Annotated in this window: 9 protein-coding genes; 6 read left to right on the plus strand and 3 right to left on the minus strand. The window is 71.3% G+C overall.

Translation table 11 applies throughout. The features are described 5' to 3' along the window. Nucleotides 1–583: 583 nt before the first annotated feature. The 5 genes from SCATT_RS26875 (at nt 584) to cmcH (ending at nt 5,934) form a co-directional block, all read left to right on the plus strand. A complete protein-coding gene (locus SCATT_RS26875; RefSeq protein WP_014146379.1) occupies nt 584–1,372 on the plus strand; it encodes an AfsR/SARP family transcriptional regulator in 789 nt (262 codons plus the stop codon). Between the two features lie 310 nt (nt 1,373–1,682). After that, nucleotides 1,683–2,393, plus strand: a complete 711-nt coding sequence (locus SCATT_RS26880) for a CmcI family methyltransferase (protein WP_014146380.1) — start codon at nt 1,683–1,685, stop codon at nt 2,391–2,393. A gap of 25 nt (nt 2,394–2,418) precedes the next feature. Next, a complete protein-coding gene (locus tag SCATT_RS26885; protein WP_014146381.1) occupies nt 2,419–3,291 on the plus strand; it encodes a CmcJ/NvfI family oxidoreductase in 873 nt (290 codons plus the stop codon). Between the two features lie 45 nt (nt 3,292–3,336). Next, nucleotides 3,337–4,302, plus strand: a complete 966-nt coding sequence (locus tag SCATT_RS26890) for a 2OG-Fe(II) oxygenase family protein (RefSeq protein ID WP_014146382.1) — start codon at nt 3,337–3,339, stop codon at nt 4,300–4,302. A gap of 54 nt (nt 4,303–4,356) precedes the next feature. Then, complete coding sequence (cmcH, locus tag SCATT_RS26895; protein WP_014146383.1) at nt 4,357–5,934, plus strand: 3'-hydroxymethylcephem-O-carbamoyltransferase; 1,578 nt, start codon at nt 4,357–4,359, stop codon at nt 5,932–5,934. 64 nt (nt 5,935–5,998) lie between these two features. On the opposite strand, the gene SCATT_RS26900 is transcribed toward cmcH, so the two are convergent. The 3 genes from SCATT_RS26900 to lat all read right to left on the minus strand — a co-directional run bounded on the left by SCATT_RS26900 (nt 5,999) and on the right by lat (nt 19,583). Continuing rightward, nucleotides 5,999–6,988, minus strand: a complete 990-nt coding sequence (locus tag SCATT_RS26900; protein ID WP_014146384.1) for a 2OG-Fe(II) oxygenase family protein — start codon at nt 6,986–6,988, stop codon at nt 5,999–6,001. A gap of 38 nt (nt 6,989–7,026) precedes the next feature. Beyond that, on the minus strand, nt 7,027–18,147 hold the full coding sequence (locus SCATT_RS26905) for a non-ribosomal peptide synthetase (RefSeq protein ID WP_014146385.1): 11,121 nt from the start codon (nt 18,145–18,147) through the stop codon (nt 7,027–7,029). 68 nt (nt 18,148–18,215) lie between these two features. Then, complete coding sequence (lat, locus tag SCATT_RS26910) at nt 18,216–19,583, minus strand: L-lysine 6-transaminase (protein WP_014146386.1); 1,368 nt, start codon at nt 19,581–19,583, stop codon at nt 18,216–18,218. A 278-nt stretch (nt 19,584–19,861) separates the two neighbouring features. Between lat and SCATT_RS26915 the strand changes: the two genes are divergently transcribed. Then, nucleotides 19,862–21,067, plus strand: coding sequence for an aminotransferase class V-fold PLP-dependent enzyme (locus SCATT_RS26915; protein ID WP_014146387.1), 1,206 nt, complete (start codon nt 19,862–19,864; stop codon nt 21,065–21,067). Nucleotides 21,068–21,127: the final 60 nt, after the last annotated feature.

Consider the following 21,127-nt stretch of genomic DNA (forward strand, 5'->3'; position numbering starts at 1 on the left):
CCGCGCACCGGGACACCGGTCGCACGCTCGCATTGTGCCGGGCCCCGCCCGAAGCGGCCCGCCCGGTCGACGGGATCCGGTCAAATCAGCCCGGAGGCCGGGGCCGCACGGCGACCGATTCTTCAGAGGTCCAGGCCAATCCCCGGTTGGACAGCGACCGATTCTCACTGACCTTTCGTCATATGTTCGGCCGGGGGACGATGTCCCATTGGTGGGTCTTTACCTGCTGCTCCGGCCGCTGATCGCGACTGCCGCCCGGCCGTTTGTTTCATCATCCAGCTGTCCTGAACGCCGCCTGCCGGAAGAAACCACCGAGCCGCCACCCCTAGCCTGGGGCCATGACGCGCTCCGACGGCTGTGGTGACCACCTGCCGTGCCGCAGGCGTCGCCCCCGTGGCCCGACGGCCGTCCCGGTCCCGTCCGTGTCCCGGTCCGGCGGGAACACCGGCGTGGAGCCGCCGCGCCCCGGCCCCGGCCTCGTCCCCTGACCGGCGACAGCGCCGTGACCGCCGGCCCGGAACACGCCGATGCCAACTCCACCCCTCACGGGCGAGGGCGTGGTTGCCGCAAAGGGGGAACCGCCATGCACATCCCGTACGACGTGACGATCCGGCTGCTCGGTCCGGTGACTCTCGTGAAGGACGACGTTCCGATACCGGTCAAAGGGCAGCGGCAGCGGCGGTTCCTCGCCTCCCTGGCGCTCCGCCCCGGGCAGGTCGTCGCCAAGGAGGCCATCATCGAGGACTCCTGGGACGGCGAGCCGCCGCAGACCGTCTCCGGCCAGCTCCAGACCTCCGCCTGGATGATCCGCACCGCCCTGGCCGAGGCGGGGCTCCCGCGCGACGCCCTCGGCTCGTACGACCACGGCTACGCGTTGCGCGTACCGCCGCACGCCGTCGACCTGTTCGTCTTCCGCGAGGCGGTGCGCGGCGCCCGCGAACTGCACACGGCGGGCAAGGACGAGGCGGCCGGCGAACAACTCGACGCCGGACTCGGCCTGTGGACCGGACCGGCCTTCGCCGACGCCACCTCCGGCCGGCTGCGCCTGCGGGGCCAGGCACTCCAGGAGGAGTGGACCGCGGCGGTCGGACTGCGCGCCCTGATCGACGTCACCCTCGGCCACTACGACGACGCCATCACCAGACTGTCCGAACTGGTCGACCGCGACCCCTTCCGCGAGGACCTGTACGTCAGCCTCATGAAGGCGTACTACGCCGAGGGCCGCCAGGCCGACGCCATCCAGGTCTATCACCGGGCCAAGGACATCCTGCGCGAACAGATCGGGATCAGCCCGGGGGAGCGGATGACCACGGTGATGCAGGCCATACTGCGCCAGGACGAACAGGCGCTGCGCGCCGGCACCCCCGCCTGACCCCGGCGACCGGGGCCGGGAACACAAACCCGGCCCCGCTCCCGGGAAATTCGGAAAATCACCGGACCCACCCGGATATCCCGTACGCCGCACCGTCCGGCAACCACCGCACACACCCCGGCACAGGTACTTTCCGCCGCCACCGAAAAACCGCGAAGAGAACTCGAAGAGAGCCGCAAGAGCACCCCAAGAGCGGTACCGGGCACGATGGCCGTGCCGAATACGCAGCTCACCGCCGTGACAGCCGAACGCATCGGCCGAACGGCAATCGAGCGTCACCGGCCGCCGGACGCGAACTCAAGGGAGCGCGATGAACGACTGGTCCCGTGCGAACTTCCTCGATTTGAACACGTTCCGCGGGCTGGGCGAGGACCCGGTCTATCATCCCCCGGTACTGACCGACCGACCGCGTGAATGGCCACTCGACCAGTGGGCCGACGCACCCCGCGACCTCGGATATCCGGATTTCGCCCGCTATCAATGGCGGGGACTGCGGATGCTCAAGGACCCGGACACCCAGGCCGCCTACCACGACCTGCTGTGGGAACTGCGCCCGCGCACCGTCGTCGAACTCGGGGTGTACAGCGGCGGCTCCCTGGTCTGGTTCCGCGACCTGGCCCGGCTCATGGGACTCGACTGCCAGGTCATCGGCATCGACAAGGACCTGTCCCGCTGCCAGATCCCCGACACCGAGCGCACCGGGATCACCCTGCGGGAAGCCGACTGCTCCCAGCTGGAGACGTTCGAACCGCTGCGGGGCGCCGCCCATCCGCTGATCTTCATCGACGACGCGCACAGCAACACGTTCGCCATCATGAAATGGGCCGTCGGCCACCTGCTGGAGGAGGGCGACTACTTCATCGTCGAGGACATGATCCCCTACTGGCACCGCTACAGCCCCGCGCTCCTCACCCAGTACCTCGCCTCCTTCCGCGACGTGCTGGCCATGGACATGGTGTACGCCAACGCCAGCTCCCAACTGGACCGCGGCGTCTTCCGCCGTTCGACGACGAAGGAGTAGACGCACGAGCGGCGAAGGGACGGCCATGCCGACGGTAACCAGCCTCCTGTACTACAGCGCACCGCTCACGCCGCCCGGCCGGGACGACGACTGGTGCATCGACGCCCTCTCCCGGCCCCCCGAGGTGCTCTTCAACTTCCGCAAGGTCGGCGTGGAAACGCCCATCACCGACCTGCGCCACAGCACCCTCACACCACGACTGGACGACATGGGGTTCCACATGACCGTCCACCCCACCGCCGTGGACCAGCGCGACCTGCTGGCCGACTCCCCGTCCGCGTACCGGCGTTACCGCCAGGAGACCGCGGAACTGCTGACCGCGCTCACCGGCGCCGACGAGGTGCGGTTCTTCGACGCCACCGTGCGCCACCAGGACGCCGGCGACCAGGGTGACCCGTCGTACCAGTCACCCCATCTGCGCGTCCACGTCGACCAGAGCCCGAGGAGCGCCTGGGCCCGGGTCGCCGGCCACGACGGGGCACCCCGCGCGTTCCGCAGGTTCCAGATCGTCAACGTCTGGCGGCCCCTCGTCGGACCCGTCCGGAACTACCCGCTCGCGCTGTGCGACTACCGCTCGCTGGACCTCACCGCCGACCTGGTGCCGACCCGGCTCCGCTTCCCGGCCTGGCTCAAGGACCGCGAGAACTACTCGGTACGCCACAACCCCGCCCACCGCTGGTACTACTGGGGCTCGCTCACCCCCGACGAGGTGGTGCTCTTCAAGTGCTACGACAGCGCCAGCCGAGGTCTGGCGCCCCTGGGAGGGGAGGCGGCACGGTCCGGGCTGCTCGATGTGGCCGGCCTCAGTCCGCACACGGCGTTCTACGACGAGACGGCGGCCGGCACCGGACACCTGCGCACGTCCCTGGAGATGCGCGCGCTCGTCTTCCACCACTGAGTACCACTGCGCACCATTGAGAACGCGGCCGAAGGAGCAGGTGACATGGCGGACACCACGGTACCGATGTTCAGCCTCGCCCAACTACGGGACGACGCCCACCGGGAGGCGTTCCGCGCCTGCCTGACCGGGATGGGGGTCTTCTACCTCACCGGCTACGGCATGGACGAGCGCGACCACCGCCTGGCCACCCGGACCGCGCTGGACTTCTTCGAGCACGGCACCCCGGCCGAGAAGGAGGCGGTGACCACCGACAACCCCACCATGCGCCGCGGCTACTCCGCGCTCGGCGCCGAGAGCACCGCCCAGGTGACCAACACCGGCTCCTACACGGACTACTCGATGTCCTACTCGATGGGGGTCTCCGGCAACGTCTTCCCCTCCCCGCGCTTCGCCGAGGTGTGGACCGGATACTTCGACCGGCTCTACGCCGCCGCGCGGGAGACCGCCCGCCTGGTGCTCGGCGCCACCGGCACCTACGACGCGGGCGACATGGACACGCTGCTCGACTGCGACCCGGTGCTGCGGCTGCGGTACTTCCCCGAGGTCCCCGAGGAGCGCGCCGCCGAACGGGTGCCCCGGCGGATGGGACCCCACTACGACCTGTCCATCATCACCCTGATCCACCAGACGCCGTGCGCCAACGGCTTCGTCAGCCTCCAGGCGGAGATCGACGGGGAGATGGTGGACCTCCCGGCGGTGCCGGACGCCGTGGTGGTGATGTGCGGAGCCATCGCGCCGCTGGCCACCCAGGGCGCCCTGCCCGCGCCCCGGCACCACGTGCGGGCCCCCGGATCCGGGATGCGGGCCGGCAGCGACCGCACCTCCAGCGTCTTCTTCCTGCGCCCCTCCACCGACTTCACCTTCTCCGTCCCCAAGGCCCGCGCCTACGGCCTCGACGTCAGCCTCGACACCGCGACCGCGACCTTCGGGGAGTGGATCGGCGACAACTACGTCACCATGCACGCGGTACCCGACGCCCCGCGGCCGTTGCCGGGGCAGCGGCGCTGAACCGCACCGGAACCCGACCGACCGACCATGGTCCACCCCGTGGGAAGGACAGGAATGCTCGTCGTTGCGTTCAAACCGGGTCACGACGGCGCCGTCGCCGCGATCGGTGACCGCACCCTGCTGTACTCGCTGGAGTCGGAGAAGGACTCCCGCCCGCGGTACACCCCGCTGCTGCCGGCGACCCTCCTCGACATCGCCGAACGCCTCGACGCCGTACCCGACGTGGTGGCCCTCGGCGGATGGGCCGACCTGCGCCCCAACCGCGTCGCCCCCATCGGCGCCGGGTACGAGGGCGTCCAGGAACCGACCGTCACCACCTCCCGCTTCTTCGGCAAGGAGGTGAGGTTCTTCTCCTCCACGCACGAGCGGTCGCACATCTACATGGCGCTCGGCATGGCGCCCCGGGACGACACCGCCCAGCAGCGGACGGTCCTGGTGTGGGAGGGCGACGTCGGCGCGTTCTACCTGGTCGGCCCCGACCACCGCGTCATCCGCACGGTACCGGTGATGACCGCGCCCGGCGCGCGGTACTCCTTCCTCTTCGGCCTCGCCGACCCCACGTTCCCCGCCACCGGCGCCAAGCCGCGCCTCAACGACGCCGGCAAGCTGATGGCGCTGGCCGCGTTCGGCGACGCCCGCGACGCGAGCCCCGACATCAGACACGTCGTCGAACGCATCCTGAAGCAGGACTCCATGTACCCGGCGCCCAAGTCCGAGTACCAGGACTCCGTGCTCTACAACGCCGGTGTCCAGTCGCCCGAGTGCAAGACCGCCGCCGCGCTGCTGACCGAGCGGCTCTTCGAGACGTTCGCGCGCGCCGCCCGTGAGCACCTGCCGGCCGGCGGTCCGCTGTACATCTCCGGCGGGTGCGGCCTCAACTGCGACTGGAACAGCCAGTGGGCCGAACTCGGCCACTTCTCCTCGGTGTTCGTCGCCCCCTGCACCAACGACTCCGGATCGGCGCTGGGCACCGCCATCGACGCGCTGACCACGTTCACCGGTGATCCGCACATCGAGTGGAGCGTCTACAGCGGACTCGACTTCGTCACCGACACCACACCCGACCCCGCCCGCTGGCGGTCGGTCCCGCTCGACGACGACGCCCTCGCCGCGGCGCTGGCGTCCGGCCGCGTCGTCGCCTGGGTGCAGGGGCGGTGGGAGATCGGACCGCGCGCGCTGGGCAACCGGTCACTGCTGGCCGAGCCGTTCGGCGCCGCCACCCGCGACCGGCTCAACGCCGTCAAGCAGCGCGAGGACTACCGCCCCATCGCCCCGGTCTGCCGCGTCGAGGACCTCGCCACCGTCTTCCACGAGGACTTCGAGGACCCGCACATGCTGTACTTCCGGCGGGTCCGCGCCGCCAGCGGCCTGCGCGCGGTCACCCACGTCGACGGCTCGGCCCGGGTGCAGACCGTACGGGACTCCGGCAACCCGCGGCTGCACCGGCTGCTGACCGCGTTCGCCGCCCGCACCGGGGTCGGCGCCCTGTGCAACACCTCGCTCAACTTCAACGGCGAGGGGTTCATCAACCGCATGTCCGACCTCACGCTCTACTGCGAGTCGCGCGGCATCGACGACATGGTGGTGGGCGAGACCTGGTACCGCCGGGTGGGCGCCCCTGACGCCCTCTGACGCCACGGCGAGCGGCCCCGGCCCGATCACCACCGGGCCGGGGCCGCTCGCACGGCGGCGGACCTCAGGTCTGGCCGTTCTTGACGATCAGCGCCCGCAGCCCGTGCTGGAGGTATTCGCCGTACGGCAGCGGCGCGTTCTTCACCGGCTCGGCGGCGCCCTCCGGCACGAACGGGTCGATGACGGCGTGGTGCCCGGCGTTGAGGAAGAACGGCAGCGAGAGCCGTTCGGCGTTGACGAACTTCACCCGGTGGTTGGGGGCCGGGAAGTAGTCGTTGGTGACGTGGCCCAGGTACGTGCCGCAGTTCACCAGGAAGTCCTCCCCGGACGTCGGCAGGTCACGCCAGCCGTCCACCGTCTCCACCTGGAGGTTCTGCACCTCCGTCTGGAACAGCACGGTGATCATCGACACGTCCAGGTGGTCCTCGAAGCTCAGCTTCGTGCCGTCCGGGCCGGTCTTGACCGGGGGGTAGTCCTCCAGGTACGGGTAGCGGATCAGGGAGACCGAGGAGAGCGTGTCGGCCTCGGCGAGCGCGGCGTCGAAGAAGTGCTCCGGCTTCCCCAGCGCCAGCGCCAGCCCCCGCATGATCACCGTGGAGAGCCGCAGCATCTGCCGGTAGTAGCTCTCGCAGAACGACCGGAACCGCGGATGGCGTTCCTCGTCCGGCCACCGGTTCACCTCGTGCAGGGGCGTACCGGCCTTGATCATCGGGTGGTCGTCGGTGAAGGCCGGGTTGAGGTAGCAGAAGGACTCGACGGCCTTCTTCCCCTTCACCGCCATGTAGTAGCCGTTGCGGATGTGCGGGTTGGCCTTGTTGTACGCGTGGATCGCCAGGTCGTACTTCTCCTGGTCGGTCATGGTCCGGTGGAACTCGTTGACCACGTCCTGGAGCAGCTGGACGTCGACGCCGTGGTGCGAGGCGTAGAAGAAGCCGGATCCGCGGCACGCGTCGTGGATCTCCCGCGCGACCCGTGACTTGGCGTCGGCGTCGGACCCGGACAGCGGCGAGATGTCGATGGTCGGCACGTGGGCCGAGGGCATCGGGATGGGCATGTGACCTCCGTGAGTGTGCGCCTGGCGGCGGGGCCGCGTCATCGCCGCGCCGACCAGGCGTCCGACAGCGACGCGGCGACCCGTTCGCAGATGCCGGCCACCAGACGCTCGTCCCGTACCCACGAGTGGTGGGTGGCGCCGGGCAGCGGACGGACCTCGATCGATCCGGCCGGCAGCAGGGCGTCCAGCCCGTTGCAGGACGACCGCTGGTAGAACGCGAACAGCCGGCGCTGCCGGTCGTCGCGGACGACGTCGTTGACCTCACCCGCCTTGAACAGCACCAGGCTGCCGACGCGGGCGCCGAGCCGTTCCAGGTCGGCCGGGTCGGGGGTGTAGTGGTAGTTGATCGGGTCGAGGATGTCCTCGTCGGCGGGGAGCCCGATGCGGGCCGACGCGTGGCGCACGTCGAAGTACGGGTCGATGAGGAACAGGTTGTCGATCTTCTCCCCGGCCCGCGCCAGTTGGAGCGAGACCTCCACCGCGAGCACCCCGCCGAAGCTCCAGCCGAGGAAGCTGTAGGAGCCGGACGGCTGGAGTCGCCGGATGTGGTCGAGGTGGTACCGGGCCAGCGCCTCGAAGGACTCCATCGGGGTGTGCAGGTGCACGTTGTTGAAGAGCACCAGCCGGTAACCGGGCAGCCGCTGGGCGATGTTGCTCAGATAGCTCTCGGCGCCCCCCTCGCCGGGCGGGAAGACGAACAGCGTCCGTTCGGCCTGCCCGTCGTCGATGAGGATGTACGGGTCGAAGCCGTCCTCGGGGGCGGTGAGCGGGCCGGTCCGCCGGGCCGGTGCCTCCTCGCCGGCCACGGTCGAGGTGTGGGCGGTCAACCGCTCCAGCCACGACCGCAGTTCGGTGGTGAACCGCTCGGTGACGGCCGGGTCCAGGCGGCTGTCGACCGCGGTGACCAGGCGGCCGTCGGCACACCACATCGTCACGTCGAGCGCGGACCGGTCGGCGCCCCGGTCGCGTCCGGAGACGTCGGCACCGCACAGCGCGGGGTCGAGCTGCCAGCCCGTCCGTGCCCGCGGTGCCGCGCCGGAGACCCGGCCCAGGTAGTTGAAGGAGACCGGCGGCAGCGGTGCCCGGTCACCGCCGTACCGGCCGAACAGGGCGCCGTACCCGATGCCGTGGTGCGGCACCCGCCGGCCGGCCGCCTTGGTGGCGAGGACGCTGCCGGCGATGTCGTCGGGGTCGGCCGTCACGGTCAGCGGATGCATCGTGGTGAACCATCCGACGGTGTCCCGCACCTCCGGGGCCCCCGCGAACCGCTCACGGCCGTGCCCCTCCACCGTGACGTGGTGGGCCGCCCGCCCGGTGACCGACCGCAGCGCGTAACCGGTCGCCGTCAGCAACAGGTCGTTCATGGTGGTGTCGTACGCCCAGTGGCTCTCGGTGAGCAGGGTCCGGGTCTCCGCGGCGCTCAACGCGAACTCCTGATGCCCGGTCACCGCACCGGCCGCCGGGGTCAGCGCCTCGGGCCACCCCGCGGCGAGATCCCCGGTCACCTCCGCCCACATCCGCCGCTCGTCCTCCTCGGCGACGTAACGGCGCAGCGCCTCGGCCCACTGCCGGTAGCTGCTGGTCTTCTCCTCCAACCGGCCGCCGTGGTACAGGATTTCCAGGTCCTGCGCGAGGATGTGCCAGCTGACGGTGTCCACGATCAGGTGGTGCAGGGCGAACCAGACCCGGGCGCCGCCGTCGGGGAAGCCGTGCAGATAGGCCACGCTGTGCAACGGGCCGTGCGCCAGGTCGAAGCCGCTCTGCCAGCGCGCGAGCCGCCGCCGGATCTCCTCGTCGCCCAGGCCGCTGACGTCCAGCTCGTGGAGGACGGTCCGTGGATCGTCCGCCTGGTAGGACTGGGTGACCTGGGTGCCGGACGTGGTGTACCGCAGGCGGAACGCGTCGTGGTGGCCGATCAGCCGCGTCACCGCCTCCCGCAGCCTGGCCACGTCGAGCGGCGGGACGCGGACCGCGAAGGTCTGGTTCCACCAGGCGCGGTCCGTCAGCGGTTTGGCGAAGAACCACTCCTGGACCGGGAGCAGCGGGGCCTCGCCGACCGGCCGTGCCTCCGGCGCCGCCTCCCCGGCGTCCCCGGTGCCGGGCCCGTCCTCCGGCGCGGCCAGGACGTTGTCGGCCAGCCGCCGGACGGTGGGGAAGTCGAAGATGTCCTTGACCCCGACCCGGCGGCCCAGTTCACGCTGCATCCGGCCGGCCAGGTGCAGGGCGCTGATGCTGTCACCGCCCGACCGGAAGAAGTCGTCGTCGATGCCGACCGTGTCACCGGGCAGGTGGTCGCCCCACAACCGGCACAGCCGGGCCTCGGTACGGCTGCGCGGGGGCGCGTACGCCGCGCGCCGCGCCGACCCGGACGGAGCCGGCAGCGCCTTGGCGTCCAGCTTGCCGTTGACGGTCATCGGCAGCGGCCCGTCCAGCCGGACCAGCAGCGACGGCACCATGGCCGCCATCAGCCGGGCCCGCAGCGCGGTGAAGACCGCGTCCTCGTCCACGGCCGCGCCGGGCTCCGCCACGTAGTAGGCGACCAGCCGCCTGCCGTCCGGTGAGCGTTCGTCCGGCGCGGCGACGACGGCGCACTCGCCGATCCCCGGGCAGCCGGCCAGCACCGACTCCACCTCGCCGGGCTCGACCCGCACTCCGTGGATCTTGACCTGCGCGTCGTTGCGCCCCACGTACCGCAGCTCGCCGTCCCGGGTCAGCCGTACCAGGTCACCGGTGCGGTAGACCACCGGGTACCGGCCGGCCGCGCGCTCGGCCTCGGTGCGCAGCGGGTTGGGAAGAAACCGTTCCCGGGTGAGTTCCGGCCGGTTGAGGTATCCGTCGGTGACGCACTCACCGGCCAGGTACAGCTCACCGACGGCCCCCGGGGGCAGCGGACGCATGCCTGCGCCGAGCACGTACAGCCGGGTGTTGCCGAGCGGTGCGCCGAGGCTGTTCCGGTAGGGCTCACCGGGCTCGAAGCGCCGGACCGTGTTGTACACGGCCGTCTCCGTGGTCCCGTAGGCGTTGACTATCGGCCCGGAGAACTCCGCGCGGATCTTGGCGAAGTGGCGCTCGTGGAACGCCTCCCCGGCGACCAGCACGCAGCGCAGCCCGGTCAGCCGCGCCAGGTCGAGCTGCTGGATCTGGGTGGGCGTACCGCTCAGGTACGTCACCCCGGCCCGGTTGGCGTAGTCGGCGAAACCGTCGTCGTCGGCGGGGGAGACCGGGGGAACGACGAGTGCGTGGCCGGCCAGCACCGACAGCGCCAACTGCTCGACGGAGAAGTCGAAGACGTAGTTGGCCAGGAAGAGCACGCCCTCGCGGGAGGTGTCCGGGCCGCCGAAGTAGCGGCCGGTCAGCTGCCGCCGGAAGCTGTCCACCGCCCGGTGCGGGACCAGCACCGCCTTGGGCCGGCCGGTGGTGCCGGAGGTGTAGATCGCGTAGGCCGGGTCGGCGGCGGTGACCTCGGTGACCGGGGCGGACGCCGGGTGCCCGTCGAGCGGCAGCCGTTCGACGTCCAGCACCGGCAGCCCTCCGGTCGCGGGCAGCGTACGCAGCCGCTCGCCGTGGACGTGGTTGGCGACCACCAGACGGGCGCCGGTGTCCTGGAGCATGAAGGAGATCCGGTCGTCGGGGTAGCCCGGGTCGATCGGCAGGTACGCCGCCCCGGCCTTCCACACCGCCAGGATCGCGACGACCATCAGCTCGCTCTTGTCCAGCACCAGACCCACCAGCTCGCCCGGGCGCAACGCCACCACGGACCGCAGCTGGTGCGCCAGCGCGTCGGCCCGCTCATCGAGCTGACGGTACGTCAACTCCACGTCTCCGCAGACCACCGCCGTCCTGTCCGGCCAGACCGCCGCCGTCTCCGCGAAGACCTCGTGGAGCGTGCGAGGAGCTGCCGGGACCGGCGTGCCGTCGGTCGCGCCGGTGACGGACGGCGGGGTGACGTCGACGTACCCGACCTCCGTCAGCCGGGACTGTTCGCCGCCGCCGGAGGAGAGGCGGGCGAACTCCCGCAGGACGTGCCGGAAGGTGGTGATGAAGCCGTGCGCGCTGTCGTCCTCGAAGAGGGACGCGGCGTACGTGAGGTTGCCGGTCAGGCCTTCCGCGGTCTCGGTGAGGGTGGCCGACAGGTCGAACTTGGTGGTCGTCCACCCCCCGGCGTCCGGCGTGTAGTCGCTCAGCGCCGACCCCTCGTCCGTGGTCCCGGCGTCCTTCCGCAGCGTGAAGTTGACCTGGAGCACGGGGTGCCGGCTGGGGTCCTTGCGCGGATCCAGCTCCTTGACCAGCTGCTCGAACGGCAGCTCACCGTGGACCTGCGCCGCCACCACACCGGCGCCGACCGCCCTGACGTACTCCGCCAGCGTGGCCCCGGTCTCCACCCGCACCCGCAGCGCGAGCAGGTTGGCGAAGAACCCCACGGTACGGTCGAACTCCGGCCGCCCCCGGTTGGCCGACGGCGTACCGACCACGAAGTCGTCCTGGCCGGTGTACACGTGCAGCGTCAGACACCACGCACCCAGCAGCACGCTGTACAGGCTCACCCGGGCCGACCCGGCCAGCGCCCGCAGCGCCCGCGTGACCGGCTCGTCGAGGGCGAACTCGATCTCCCGGCCCCGGTAGTCGAACCGGGCCGGACGCGGACGGTCCAGCGGCAGCCGGACCGTCTCGTACCCGGCCAGGGCCCCGGTCCAGAACTCCGTCAGCTCGGCCGTCCGCGATCCGGTCAGATGCTGCCGCTGCCACACCGCGAACTCCGCGTACGTGCCCCGGACCGGTGGCAGCTGTGTCTCCGGCACCCCGCGCAGCAGGGCCGCCAGCTCCTCGCGGAAGGTGTTCCACGACCACCCGTCGAAACAGGTGTGGTGGAACACCAGGCCCAGATACGTGCTCTCCCGTGCCCCGGCGAGCCGGAACAGCTCCGCCCGCACCGGCAGTTCCTCGGCGGGCCGGAAGACGTGTCCGGAGCCTTCGACGAGCCGCTCGTCCAGTTCCGCCTCGCCGTCGACGGTGCGCACCGGCACGTCGAACCCGGCGGACGCCTCCTCGGCCGGCATCACGTGCTGGCGGCGGACGCCGTCCTCGTCGGTGCGCAGCAGCGTGCGCAGCGCGGGGTGGCGGCGCAGCAGGGTGTGCAGCGCGCGGGTGATCCGATCGGTGTCACCGGTGGCGATCCGCAGCGCGAACGGGATGTTGTACGCGGCGGTGCCGCCCTCGAACTCGTCGATGAACAGCAGGCGTTCCTGGGCCGGCGACACCGGCACCCGGCCGGTGCCGGCCGCCGGGCGGAGGTCTTCGTCGTCGGCGCGGGCCGCGGCCTGCCGGATGTGCCGGGCCTGGGCGCCGAGCGTGGTGTGCTGGAGGACGGTGGCGACCCCCAGTCCACGCCCGAAGGCGGTGGTGACGGCCTGGGCGAGCACCATCGCGCGCAGGCTGTCGCCGCCGAGCGCGAAGAAGTCGTCACGGACGCCGACCCGTTCCGCCGGTACGCCGAGCACGGTGGACCAGATGCCGCACAGCCTCGCCTCGACGTCGTCGGAGGGCGCCACGTACGCCACGCCGTCACCGGAGGCGAAGTCCGTCTCCGGCAGGCGCCGGGTGTCCAGCTTGCCGCTGGGGGTCACCGGGATGTCGGTGATCCGCAGCACCCGTGAGGGCACCACCGCCTCGGGCAGTTTGCCCCGCATCCACTGCTTGACCTCGTGCTCGTCCAGGTCGCGGTCGCAGACGTAGAAGCCGACGAGGTACTTCTGCGGCGCGGTGAACCCCGCCGCGTGGTGTTCGCGGGCGACCACCAGCGCCCGGGTCACCCCGGGGTAGGAGGACAACGCCGCCTCCACCTCGCCGAGTTCGACGCGCTGACCGCGGATCTTGACCTGGAGGTCGGTGCGGCCCAGGCACTCCAGCTCGCCGCCCGGAAGCCACCGCACCAGGTCGCCGGTGCGGTACAGCCGTGCGTTGTACCCCGCCGCCTTCTCCCGCGGGGTCTGGAACGGGTTGGCGATGAAGCGTTCGGCGGTCAGCTCGTCGCGGTTGAGGTAGCCGCGGGTGACGCCGACGCCGCCGATGTACAGCTCGCCCATGCCGCCGACCGGCACCCGCCGCAGGTGCCTGTCGAGCACGTAGGCCGTGGTGTTGGCCACCGGATGGCCGATGCTCTTGGTGGACCGCCGCTCACCGGGCGCGTACGGCCGCTTGTGGCTGGTGATGGAGATCTCGGTGGGCCCGTACCCGTTGATGATCGTGCCGGGGAACGTTCCGCGGATCTTGTTGAACACCGGCTCGGTGAAGTCCTCGCCGATCGCGTCGATGCGGGTCAGCGAGGTGGTGGTGGACCAGTCGTAGAGCGACAGCACCGACGGCGTGCCGGACAGGTAGGTGACGTCGTGGTCGTTGATGTACTTGTACAGCCGCTCGGCGTCGGTGCGCATCGTGTCGTCGAGCACCACCAGCTTCTGGCCGTTGAGCAGGGCGTCGGTCATCTGCTCGACGAAGTGGTCGAAGACGTAGTTGGAGAACGACAGCAGCGCCTCGTCGCCGGCGCCCTTGTCCAGTCCGAAGATCTTCGCCAGGGACACCTGGAGGTTGACGACACCCTGGTGTTCGACGAGCACCGCCTTGGGCCGGCCGGTGGTGCCGGAGGTGTAGATGGCGTAGGCGAGGTCGGTGGCGGTGACTGCGGTGACCGGGTCGTGCGCCGGGTGCTCGTCCAGCGGCAGCCGTTCGACGTCCAGCACCGGCAGCCCGTCGGTGTCCGGCAGCGCGCGCAGCCGGTCGCCGTGGACGTGGTTGGTGACCACCAGGCGGGCGCTGGTGTCCTGGAGCATGAAGGAGATCCGGTCGTCGGGGTAGCCCGGGTCGACCGGCACGTAGGCGGCGCCGGTCTTCCACACCGCCAGGATCGCGGTGATCATCAGTTCGCTCTTGTCGAGGACCAGGCCGACGAGGTCGCCGGGGCGCAGCCGGGCGACGGAGAGCAGGTGGTGCGCGAGCCGGTTGGCCCGCTCGTTGAGCTGACGGTACGTCAGTGAGGTGTCGCGGTACACCACGGCGGTCTCGTCCGGCCAGGCCGCCGCCATCTCCTCGAAGATCCCGTGCAGGGTCCGGTCGGCCGGGAACGCGGCCCGGGTGCGGTTCCAGGCGTCGAAGCGCCCGATCATCGCGGCCGGGACCAGCTCCAGTTCCGCCACCGGACGCGTGACGTCCTCGGCGACCTGGACGAACAGGGTACGCGCCACGTCCAGCAGCGTCTCGACGGTGGTGTCGTCGAACAGCTCGCCCGCGTACCACAAGGTGACCGTCAGCTCGTCGTCCTCCTCCCGCGCGACGACCGCCAGGGGGTAGTCGACCTTGTCGGCGTCGTACGCCTTCTCGTAGCGGAGCAGTTCGCGGTGGGCCCGCTCCTCGTCCTCGGCGAGCAGCCGCGGATAGTTCTCCAGGACCAGCAGCGTGTCGAAGAGCCGCCGCTTCATCCCGCCGGTCTCCAGCCGCCCCAGCTCCACCGTGCACCTGGCGTTCATGGTGTTCACCGCGGCCTGGATACCGCCGAGCGCGTCGGCCACGCTCCCGGTCTCCTGGTCGTCGTGGTCGACGATCAGCGGCAGGGTGTTGATGAACAGGCCCACCGAGTTCTCGATGCCGTCGACGTGCGGGTCGCGCCCGGAGACGATGGTGCCCACCACCGTGGTGTTGCCACCGCCGATGGCATGCAGCACCTGGTGCCAGACGAACTGGAGCACCGAGTGCAAGGTGACCTGGTGGGCGGCGCACACCGCCTTGAGCGCGGCGGTGGTCTCCGCGCCGAGCGCCAGCCTGCGCGTGCGGTGCTCCCGCACGTGGTCGTACTCGCCCAGCGCGACCTGGTACCGGATGTCCTCCTTGACCAGCCCGGCGAAGTCACCGCGTTCGTCGATACGCTCCACCTGGCGCGTCCAGTACCCGACGTGGTCACCGCGGCGCGCCGCCCAGTGCCGCTGCGCCGCCAGGTACGCGCCGTCCACCGCCGGCTCGATCTCCTCGCCCCGCAGCAGCCGCAGGTACATCCGGTGCACGTCGTCGTGGAGCACCGGCAGGCTCCACCCGTCCAGGATGATGTGGTGGCAGCTGAGGATCAGCGAGAACAGGTCGGCACGCTGCTTGATCAGGTACACCCGGAACAGCCGCCCGGCACCGGGGTCGTACGGCTCGGTGCGGTCGCGCTCCTGCAACCCCCGGATGCGGGCGTCCTGTTCGCCGGGGTCGGCCGTCCCGCTCAGGTCGACGTACCGCCAGTCGAACGGCTTGTCGTCGTTGTCGACGACCTGGAGCGGTTCGCCGTCCCACTCGAAACGCAGCCGCAGCGCGGGGTACTTGCGGCGGGCGTGCTGCCATGCCTCACGCATCAGCTCCGGGTCGATACGGCAGTGGTAGCGGTGCACCGACTGCATGACGTAGGCGTCGTCGCCGTGCCTGCGCTTGAGGGCGTGGTAGAGCAGCCCCTGCTGGAGGCCGCCGGCGAGCAGCCGGACGGGCTCGCCGTCGGCCGGCTCCGGTACGGCGTCCGGGCCGGGATCCGGCGCGGGGGTGTGGCGTTCCCGCCGCTCCAGGTGGTGTGCCAGCTTCTCCAGGGTCCTCAGCTCGAAGACGTCCTCGACGCCGACGAAGACCCCCAGCTGCCGCCGGATGCGGGCCACCAGCAGGATGCACGAGATGGACTGGCCGCCGAGCCGGAAGAAGTCGTCGCCGTCGCCGATCCGCCCGGCCGGCACCCCCAGAACCGCGCTCCAGATCTCCCGCAGCCGGCCGAGGACACCACCGGCCGCACCCCCGTCCGCCGCCGCGCCGCCCGGCCGGGCCAGGTCCACCTCGGGCAGCGCACGCCAGTCGGCCTTGCCGTTGACGTTGACCGGGATCGCGTCCATCCGCACCATGCGGGCCGGGACCATGATGCGGATCAGCCGCTGCTCCAGGAAGGCCAGCAACTCCTCCTCGGTCACCTCCGCCGCCGGCTCGGTCACGTAGTACCCGACCAGATGGCGCTCCCCGGTGCCGGCGGTCCCCTCCCGGGCCACCACGACACACCTGCGCACCCCCGGGTACTCGGTCGCCCGCGCCTCGATCTCGCCCGGCTCCACCCGCACCCCGTTGAGCTTCAGCTGGAAGTCGCCGCGCCCCATGAACTCCACTTCGCCCGAGGGCAGCATCCGGGCCAGGTCACCGGTGCGGTAGAGCCGGGCGTTCATGCCGCGTGCCTTGTCCCGCTCCGACTGGTACGGGTTGGCGAGGAACCGCTCCGCCGTCAGCTCGTCCCGGTTGAGATAGCCCGGGGCCACCCCGCAGCCGCCGATGTACAGCTCCCCGATGGCACCGATCGGCAACTGCTTGAGGTTCTGGCTCAGCACGTACCACTTCACGTTGCGCACCGGCCGGCCGATGCTGCGGTCCGGCCGCTCCGTCACCCCCGGCGCGAACTCCTTCACCGCCGTGACGAACGCCGCCTCGGTGAAGGCGTACTCGTTGACGATCCGCCCGGAGAACGTCTCCCGCAACCGCCTCAGCCCGGCCGCCGTCAGCTCCTCGCCGACCAGCAGCAGTTTCTTCAGGCTGGTACAGCGCCGCAGGTCGAAGTGGTGGAGCACCGACCCGGTGGCGTTGAGGTACGTCACCCGGTGGCGCTCGATGTACGCGGGGAACCGGTCGGGGTCGAGGCGGACGTCCTCCGGCACGATCACCAGCGTCTGCGAGTTGATCAGCGCGATCAGGGTCTGCCGCAGATGCGGTTCGAAGACGTAGGAGGCGAAGAGCGCCACCCGCTCCTCACCGGGCCGCCGCATGTCGTACCGCTCGGACAGGTCCGTGATGCTGTTCACCACGCTGTCGTGGTACTTGGGCACCCCCTTGGGCACCCCGGTGGTGCCGGAGGTGTACGTGACGTAGGCGAGGTGGCGGCTGCTCACCTCCGGCCGCGGCAGGTCGCCCGGGGACGGGTCGGCGGCGGAGCGGGCGAGGACGGTCTCGATCTCGATGACGCGGACGCCGGCATGGCGGTCGCCGAGGATCTCCCGCAGCCGCTCCGCGTGGTGGCGGTTGGTGACGACGGCGGTGAGACCGGTGTCGCCGACGGTGAACCGGACCCGTTCGGCCGGGTACGCCGGGTCGATCGGCACGTAGGCGGCGCCCGCCTTCCAGATCCCGAGGGTGGCGACCACCCCCAGGTCGCTCTTGTCGAGGTACAGCCCGATCAGCTCCTGCGGCGCCACCCCCACCTCGGGGCCGATCAGCCACCGCGCGAGCCGGTCGGACCGCTCGTCCACCGTCCGGTACGTCAGCGTGGTGTCGCCGAAGACCACGGCCTGCTGGTCCGGGGAGCGCCGGGCGGCCCGCGTGAACAGGTCCTCCAGGCGCACGTCCGCCGGGAAGTCGCCGTCGGTGGCGTTCCACTCGCGCAGCCGCTCGCGTTGCTCCGCCGATGCCAGCTCGATGCCGGCCACCGGTTCCGCGGGCCCGGTGACGTACTGGCCGAACACCTCGCGGACCACGTCGAGCACCCCGGCGATCGTCCGGTCCTCGAACAGCTCGCCCGCGTAGGCCATCGTCCACCGCAGACACCCCTCGTCCGCGGCGTCCCGGACGATCACGGCGAGCGGGGCCGACGGCAGTTCGGCCGGCGGGATCTCCCGGTCGGCGAGCACCAGCAGCATGTCGAACAGGCCCCGCTGCAACAGCGCGTCGGGGGCCGTCCAGGCGTCCCGGTGCCGCAGCTCCGCGTCGATCTCCCGTACCGCCGCCGCACGGCTGAGCCGGCCCTGCGCCTCGTGGTCCACGATCACCGGAAGCACCCGGGCCCGCCGCATGTCGTCCGTGCCGGTGGCGTCGACCAGCGCCGCCACCGTGCGGTTGCCGTGCCCGTACGCGCGCATCACGCTGTGCAGCGTGGCCAGCGCGAACGCCGCCACCGACACCCCGTCGCCCGACGCCCGGCGCAGCGCCTGGTGGACGGGGCCGCCGATCGCCAACTCCCGCCGCCGGGTGGCCCGGACACCGGGGTCGTCGTCGCGCACCGCGATCCTGTTGCGCCACTCGTCCTTGAGCAGCATCTCCAGGTCGCAGCGCTCACCGGAGACTCCTTCGATGCGGGCAGTCCAGTCCGCCGCGGTCCTCGGGTACCGTGCTGACATCATTCGTGGGCTCTCCGTGACGCGGGATGGGGGCGAACGGGCCGTCGGGACGTGGGGTGGCGCACGGGAGGTCAGGCGGCGAGCGGTTCGACGCTGCGGGCCAGCGCGTCCAGGGCCTGGTCGATCTCGCTCTCGCCGATCGTCAGCGCCGGACGGAACCGCAGGCCCCGCTCGCCGCACGGCAGGGCGATCACCTGGTGCTCCCGGTACATCCGGCGCAGCACCTCGTCCCGTGACCGGGTGCCGGGCAGGTCGACCGCGCACATCAGGCCGCTGCCGCGGGCGTTGGTCACGGTGCCGGGGTAGGCGCCGGCCAGGGCTTCCAGCCCGTCGCGGAAGTACTTGCCGCGCCGCACGACGGTCTCCAGCAGCTGGGTGCGCTCGATCGTCTCCAGGATCCGGGTGGCCCGCACCATGTCGGTGAGGTTGCCGCCCCAGGTGGAGCTGATCCGGGAGGACACGGTGAAGACGTTCCGCGGCACCTCGTCGATCCGGCCGCCGCCCATCACCCCGCACACCTGGGTCTTCTTGCCGAACGCCACCAGGTCCGGGCGCAGGTCGAGTTGCTGGTAGGCCCACGCGGTGCCGGTGATCCCGCAGCCGCTCTGCACCTCGTCCAGCACGAACAGCGCGTCGTACGCGTGGCACAGCCGCTGCATCCCCTGGAGGAAGCCGGCGCTGAGGTGGTTGTCGCCGCCCTCGCCCTGGATCGGCTCGGCGATGAAGCAGGCGATCATGCCGTCGGCGGCCCGGAACTCCCGCTCGGCGGCGGCCAGCGCCCGCCGCTCGGCCTCCCGGTTGGCGGCGGCGTGCTCGGCCAGCGGATGCCGCAGGGCCGGGCACGGGATGCGCGGCCAGGCGAACTTGGGGTAGCGGACGGTCTTCGCCGGCTCGGTGTTCGTCAGCGACATGGTGTATCCGCTGCGCCCGTGGAACGACCGCTCCAGGTGGAGCACCTTCAGGCCGTCGACCGCCCGCTCGTCGAGCCCCAGCCGCTGCGCCTTCCAGTCGAACGCCGCCTTGAGCGCGTTCTCCACGGCCAGCGCCCCGCCGTCCACGAAGAACAGATGCGGCAGCCGCGGATCACCGAGCACCCGGGCGAAGGTCCGCACGAACCGGGCGTACGGCACCGAATACAGATCAGGGTTGGACGGCTTGTTGACCGCCACCGCGGCAAGCTCCTGAAGAAATTCCGGATCGTCGGTCAGGCAGGACGGATTTATGCCGAGCGGCGCCGAGGCGAAGAATGAAAAGAGGTCCAGATACCGTTTCCCGGTGACCGCGTCGACAAGCCAGGCACCCGAACTGGCGGAAAGGTCGACAACCAGGTCGTAGCCGTCTACAAGCACGTGGGGTTCGAGCGCGCGATGCACGTCCCGCGCGGTCAGATCTGCCGTTTCCGGGGCGGAGTGGTCGGGACAGCGTACGTCGTCGCCCATGTGTGAAGACTCCTGTAGCGCAGGATGAATAGTCACGACGGTCAAGCAATCGGCTTGCCACGGTGGTGAGCTGCAGGTTCGGCACGACCATCCTGCCCGGCGCCGCTCTTGCACGGCTCTTTGGGCGCTCTCTGGGTTCTCTTCGTGGATTTCCGGGGGCGGCAGAAAACGCCCTGTCCGGAAGCGCGGCACGGCTGCTACGCTGCTGTGCGTCGATCGAATACCCGGCAGGCCCCTGTTTTTCCGGAATATTTCCGAATTTCGCGGGAGATCACGACATGGCCGTGGCCGACTGGGAACGCGCCCGCCGCCGCATGCTGCTCGACGGGACCGTCGTCAACCTCAACACCGGTTCCGGCGGACCGCTGCCCCGCCCCACCTACGAACGCGTCACCGAGCTGCGCGCCCGGCTCGCCCGGGCGCCGATGGAGTTCCTGCTGCGCGAAGTCCCCGCGCTGCTGTGGACCGCCCGCGAAACCCTGGCCCGCTTCGTCGGCGGCGACCCGCACCGCCTGCTGCTGACCACCAACGTCACGGCGGCCGTCAACCTGGTGGCCGCCTCGCTGCGCCCGGCCGCCCCCGGCGAGATCCTGCTGACAGATCAGGAGTACACCCCGATGCGCTGGTGCTGGGAGCGTATGGCCCGGCGCCGCGGCCTGCGGCTGCGCACCTTCCGGCTGCCCGCGATGCCGGCCGGCCCCGAGGAGATCGTCGAGGCCGCCGTCGCCGCCATGAACCCCCGCACCCGGCTGCTCTCCTTCAGCCACGTGATCTCCGCCACCGGACTCGTCCTGCCCGCCCGGGAACTGTGCGCACAGGCCCGCCGGCGCGGCATCGTCACCGTGATCGACGGCGCCCACGCCCCCGCCTTCCTCGACCTCGACCTCGACGCGACCGGCTGCGACTTCTACGCCGGAAGCGGCCACAAATGGCTGCTGGCGCCCACCGGCACCGGCTTCCTGCACCTCGCCCCCGGCCGCCTGGAACACCTCGAACCGGCCCAGGTCAGCTGGGCCTACCAGCCACCACCCGACAGCGGACCACCCGACCGGCGCGACCGCTTCGGCAGCACCCCGCGACTGCGCCGGCTCGAATGCGAGGGCACCCGCGACATCTGCCCCTGGCTCGCCGTCCCGGAATCCGTCGCCTTCCACGACGAGTTGGGGCACCACGCCATCGACGCCCGCCGTCGGCAACTCACCGACCACGCCCGCCGCCGGCTCACCGACCGGCACGGCCTGCCTGCCGCCACCCCGAGCGATCCCGCCCTGTCCGGCGGCATGGTCGCCTTCCGGCTGCCGCACGGAACCGACGCGGAGAAACTGCGCCGCGCCCTGCGCGACCGGTTCCGCATCGAGACCGCCGTCGGCGACCGGCCGGGCGGCCCCCTGCTGCGCGTCTCGGCGAACTTCTACAACACCGAAGCGGAGATCGACCTGCTGGCGGACGCGCTGACCGAACTGGCGGAGCTGCCGGGGCCCTGACCCCCGCCGACCCCCTCACCCACCACCGCGTCACCGGCCGGCCCGGCCACGAGAGGAGCA

Origin of the sequence: Streptantibioticus cattleyicolor NRRL 8057 = DSM 46488 (assembly GCF_000240165.1) — a bacterium.
Classification (GTDB): domain Bacteria; phylum Actinomycetota; class Actinomycetes; order Streptomycetales; family Streptomycetaceae; genus Streptantibioticus; species Streptantibioticus cattleyicolor.

Excerpts from the sequence above, each read along its gene's own strand:
- SCATT_RS26880 (WP_014146380.1), top strand. The coding sequence starts at position 1,683 with ATGAACGACTGGTCCCGTGCGAACTTCCTCGATTTGAACACGTTCCGC.
- SCATT_RS26890 (WP_014146382.1), top strand. The coding sequence starts at position 3,337 with ATGGCGGACACCACGGTACCGATGTTCAGCCTCGCCCAACTACGGGAC.
- SCATT_RS26900 (WP_014146384.1), bottom strand. The coding sequence starts at position 6,988 with ATGCCCATCCCGATGCCCTCGGCCCACGTGCCGACCATCGACATCTCG.
- SCATT_RS26915 (WP_014146387.1), top strand. The coding sequence starts at position 19,862 with ATGGCCGTGGCCGACTGGGAACGCGCCCGCCGCCGCATGCTGCTCGAC.
- SCATT_RS26905 (WP_014146385.1), bottom strand. The coding sequence starts at position 18,147 with ATGATGTCAGCACGGTACCCGAGGACCGCGGCGGACTGGACTGCCCGC.
- SCATT_RS26885 (WP_014146381.1), top strand. The coding sequence starts at position 2,419 with ATGCCGACGGTAACCAGCCTCCTGTACTACAGCGCACCGCTCACGCCG.
- lat (WP_014146386.1), bottom strand. The coding sequence starts at position 19,583 with ATGGGCGACGACGTACGCTGTCCCGACCACTCCGCCCCGGAAACGGCA.
- cmcH (WP_014146383.1), top strand. The coding sequence starts at position 4,357 with ATGCTCGTCGTTGCGTTCAAACCGGGTCACGACGGCGCCGTCGCCGCG.
- SCATT_RS26875 (WP_014146379.1), top strand. The coding sequence starts at position 584 with ATGCACATCCCGTACGACGTGACGATCCGGCTGCTCGGTCCGGTGACT.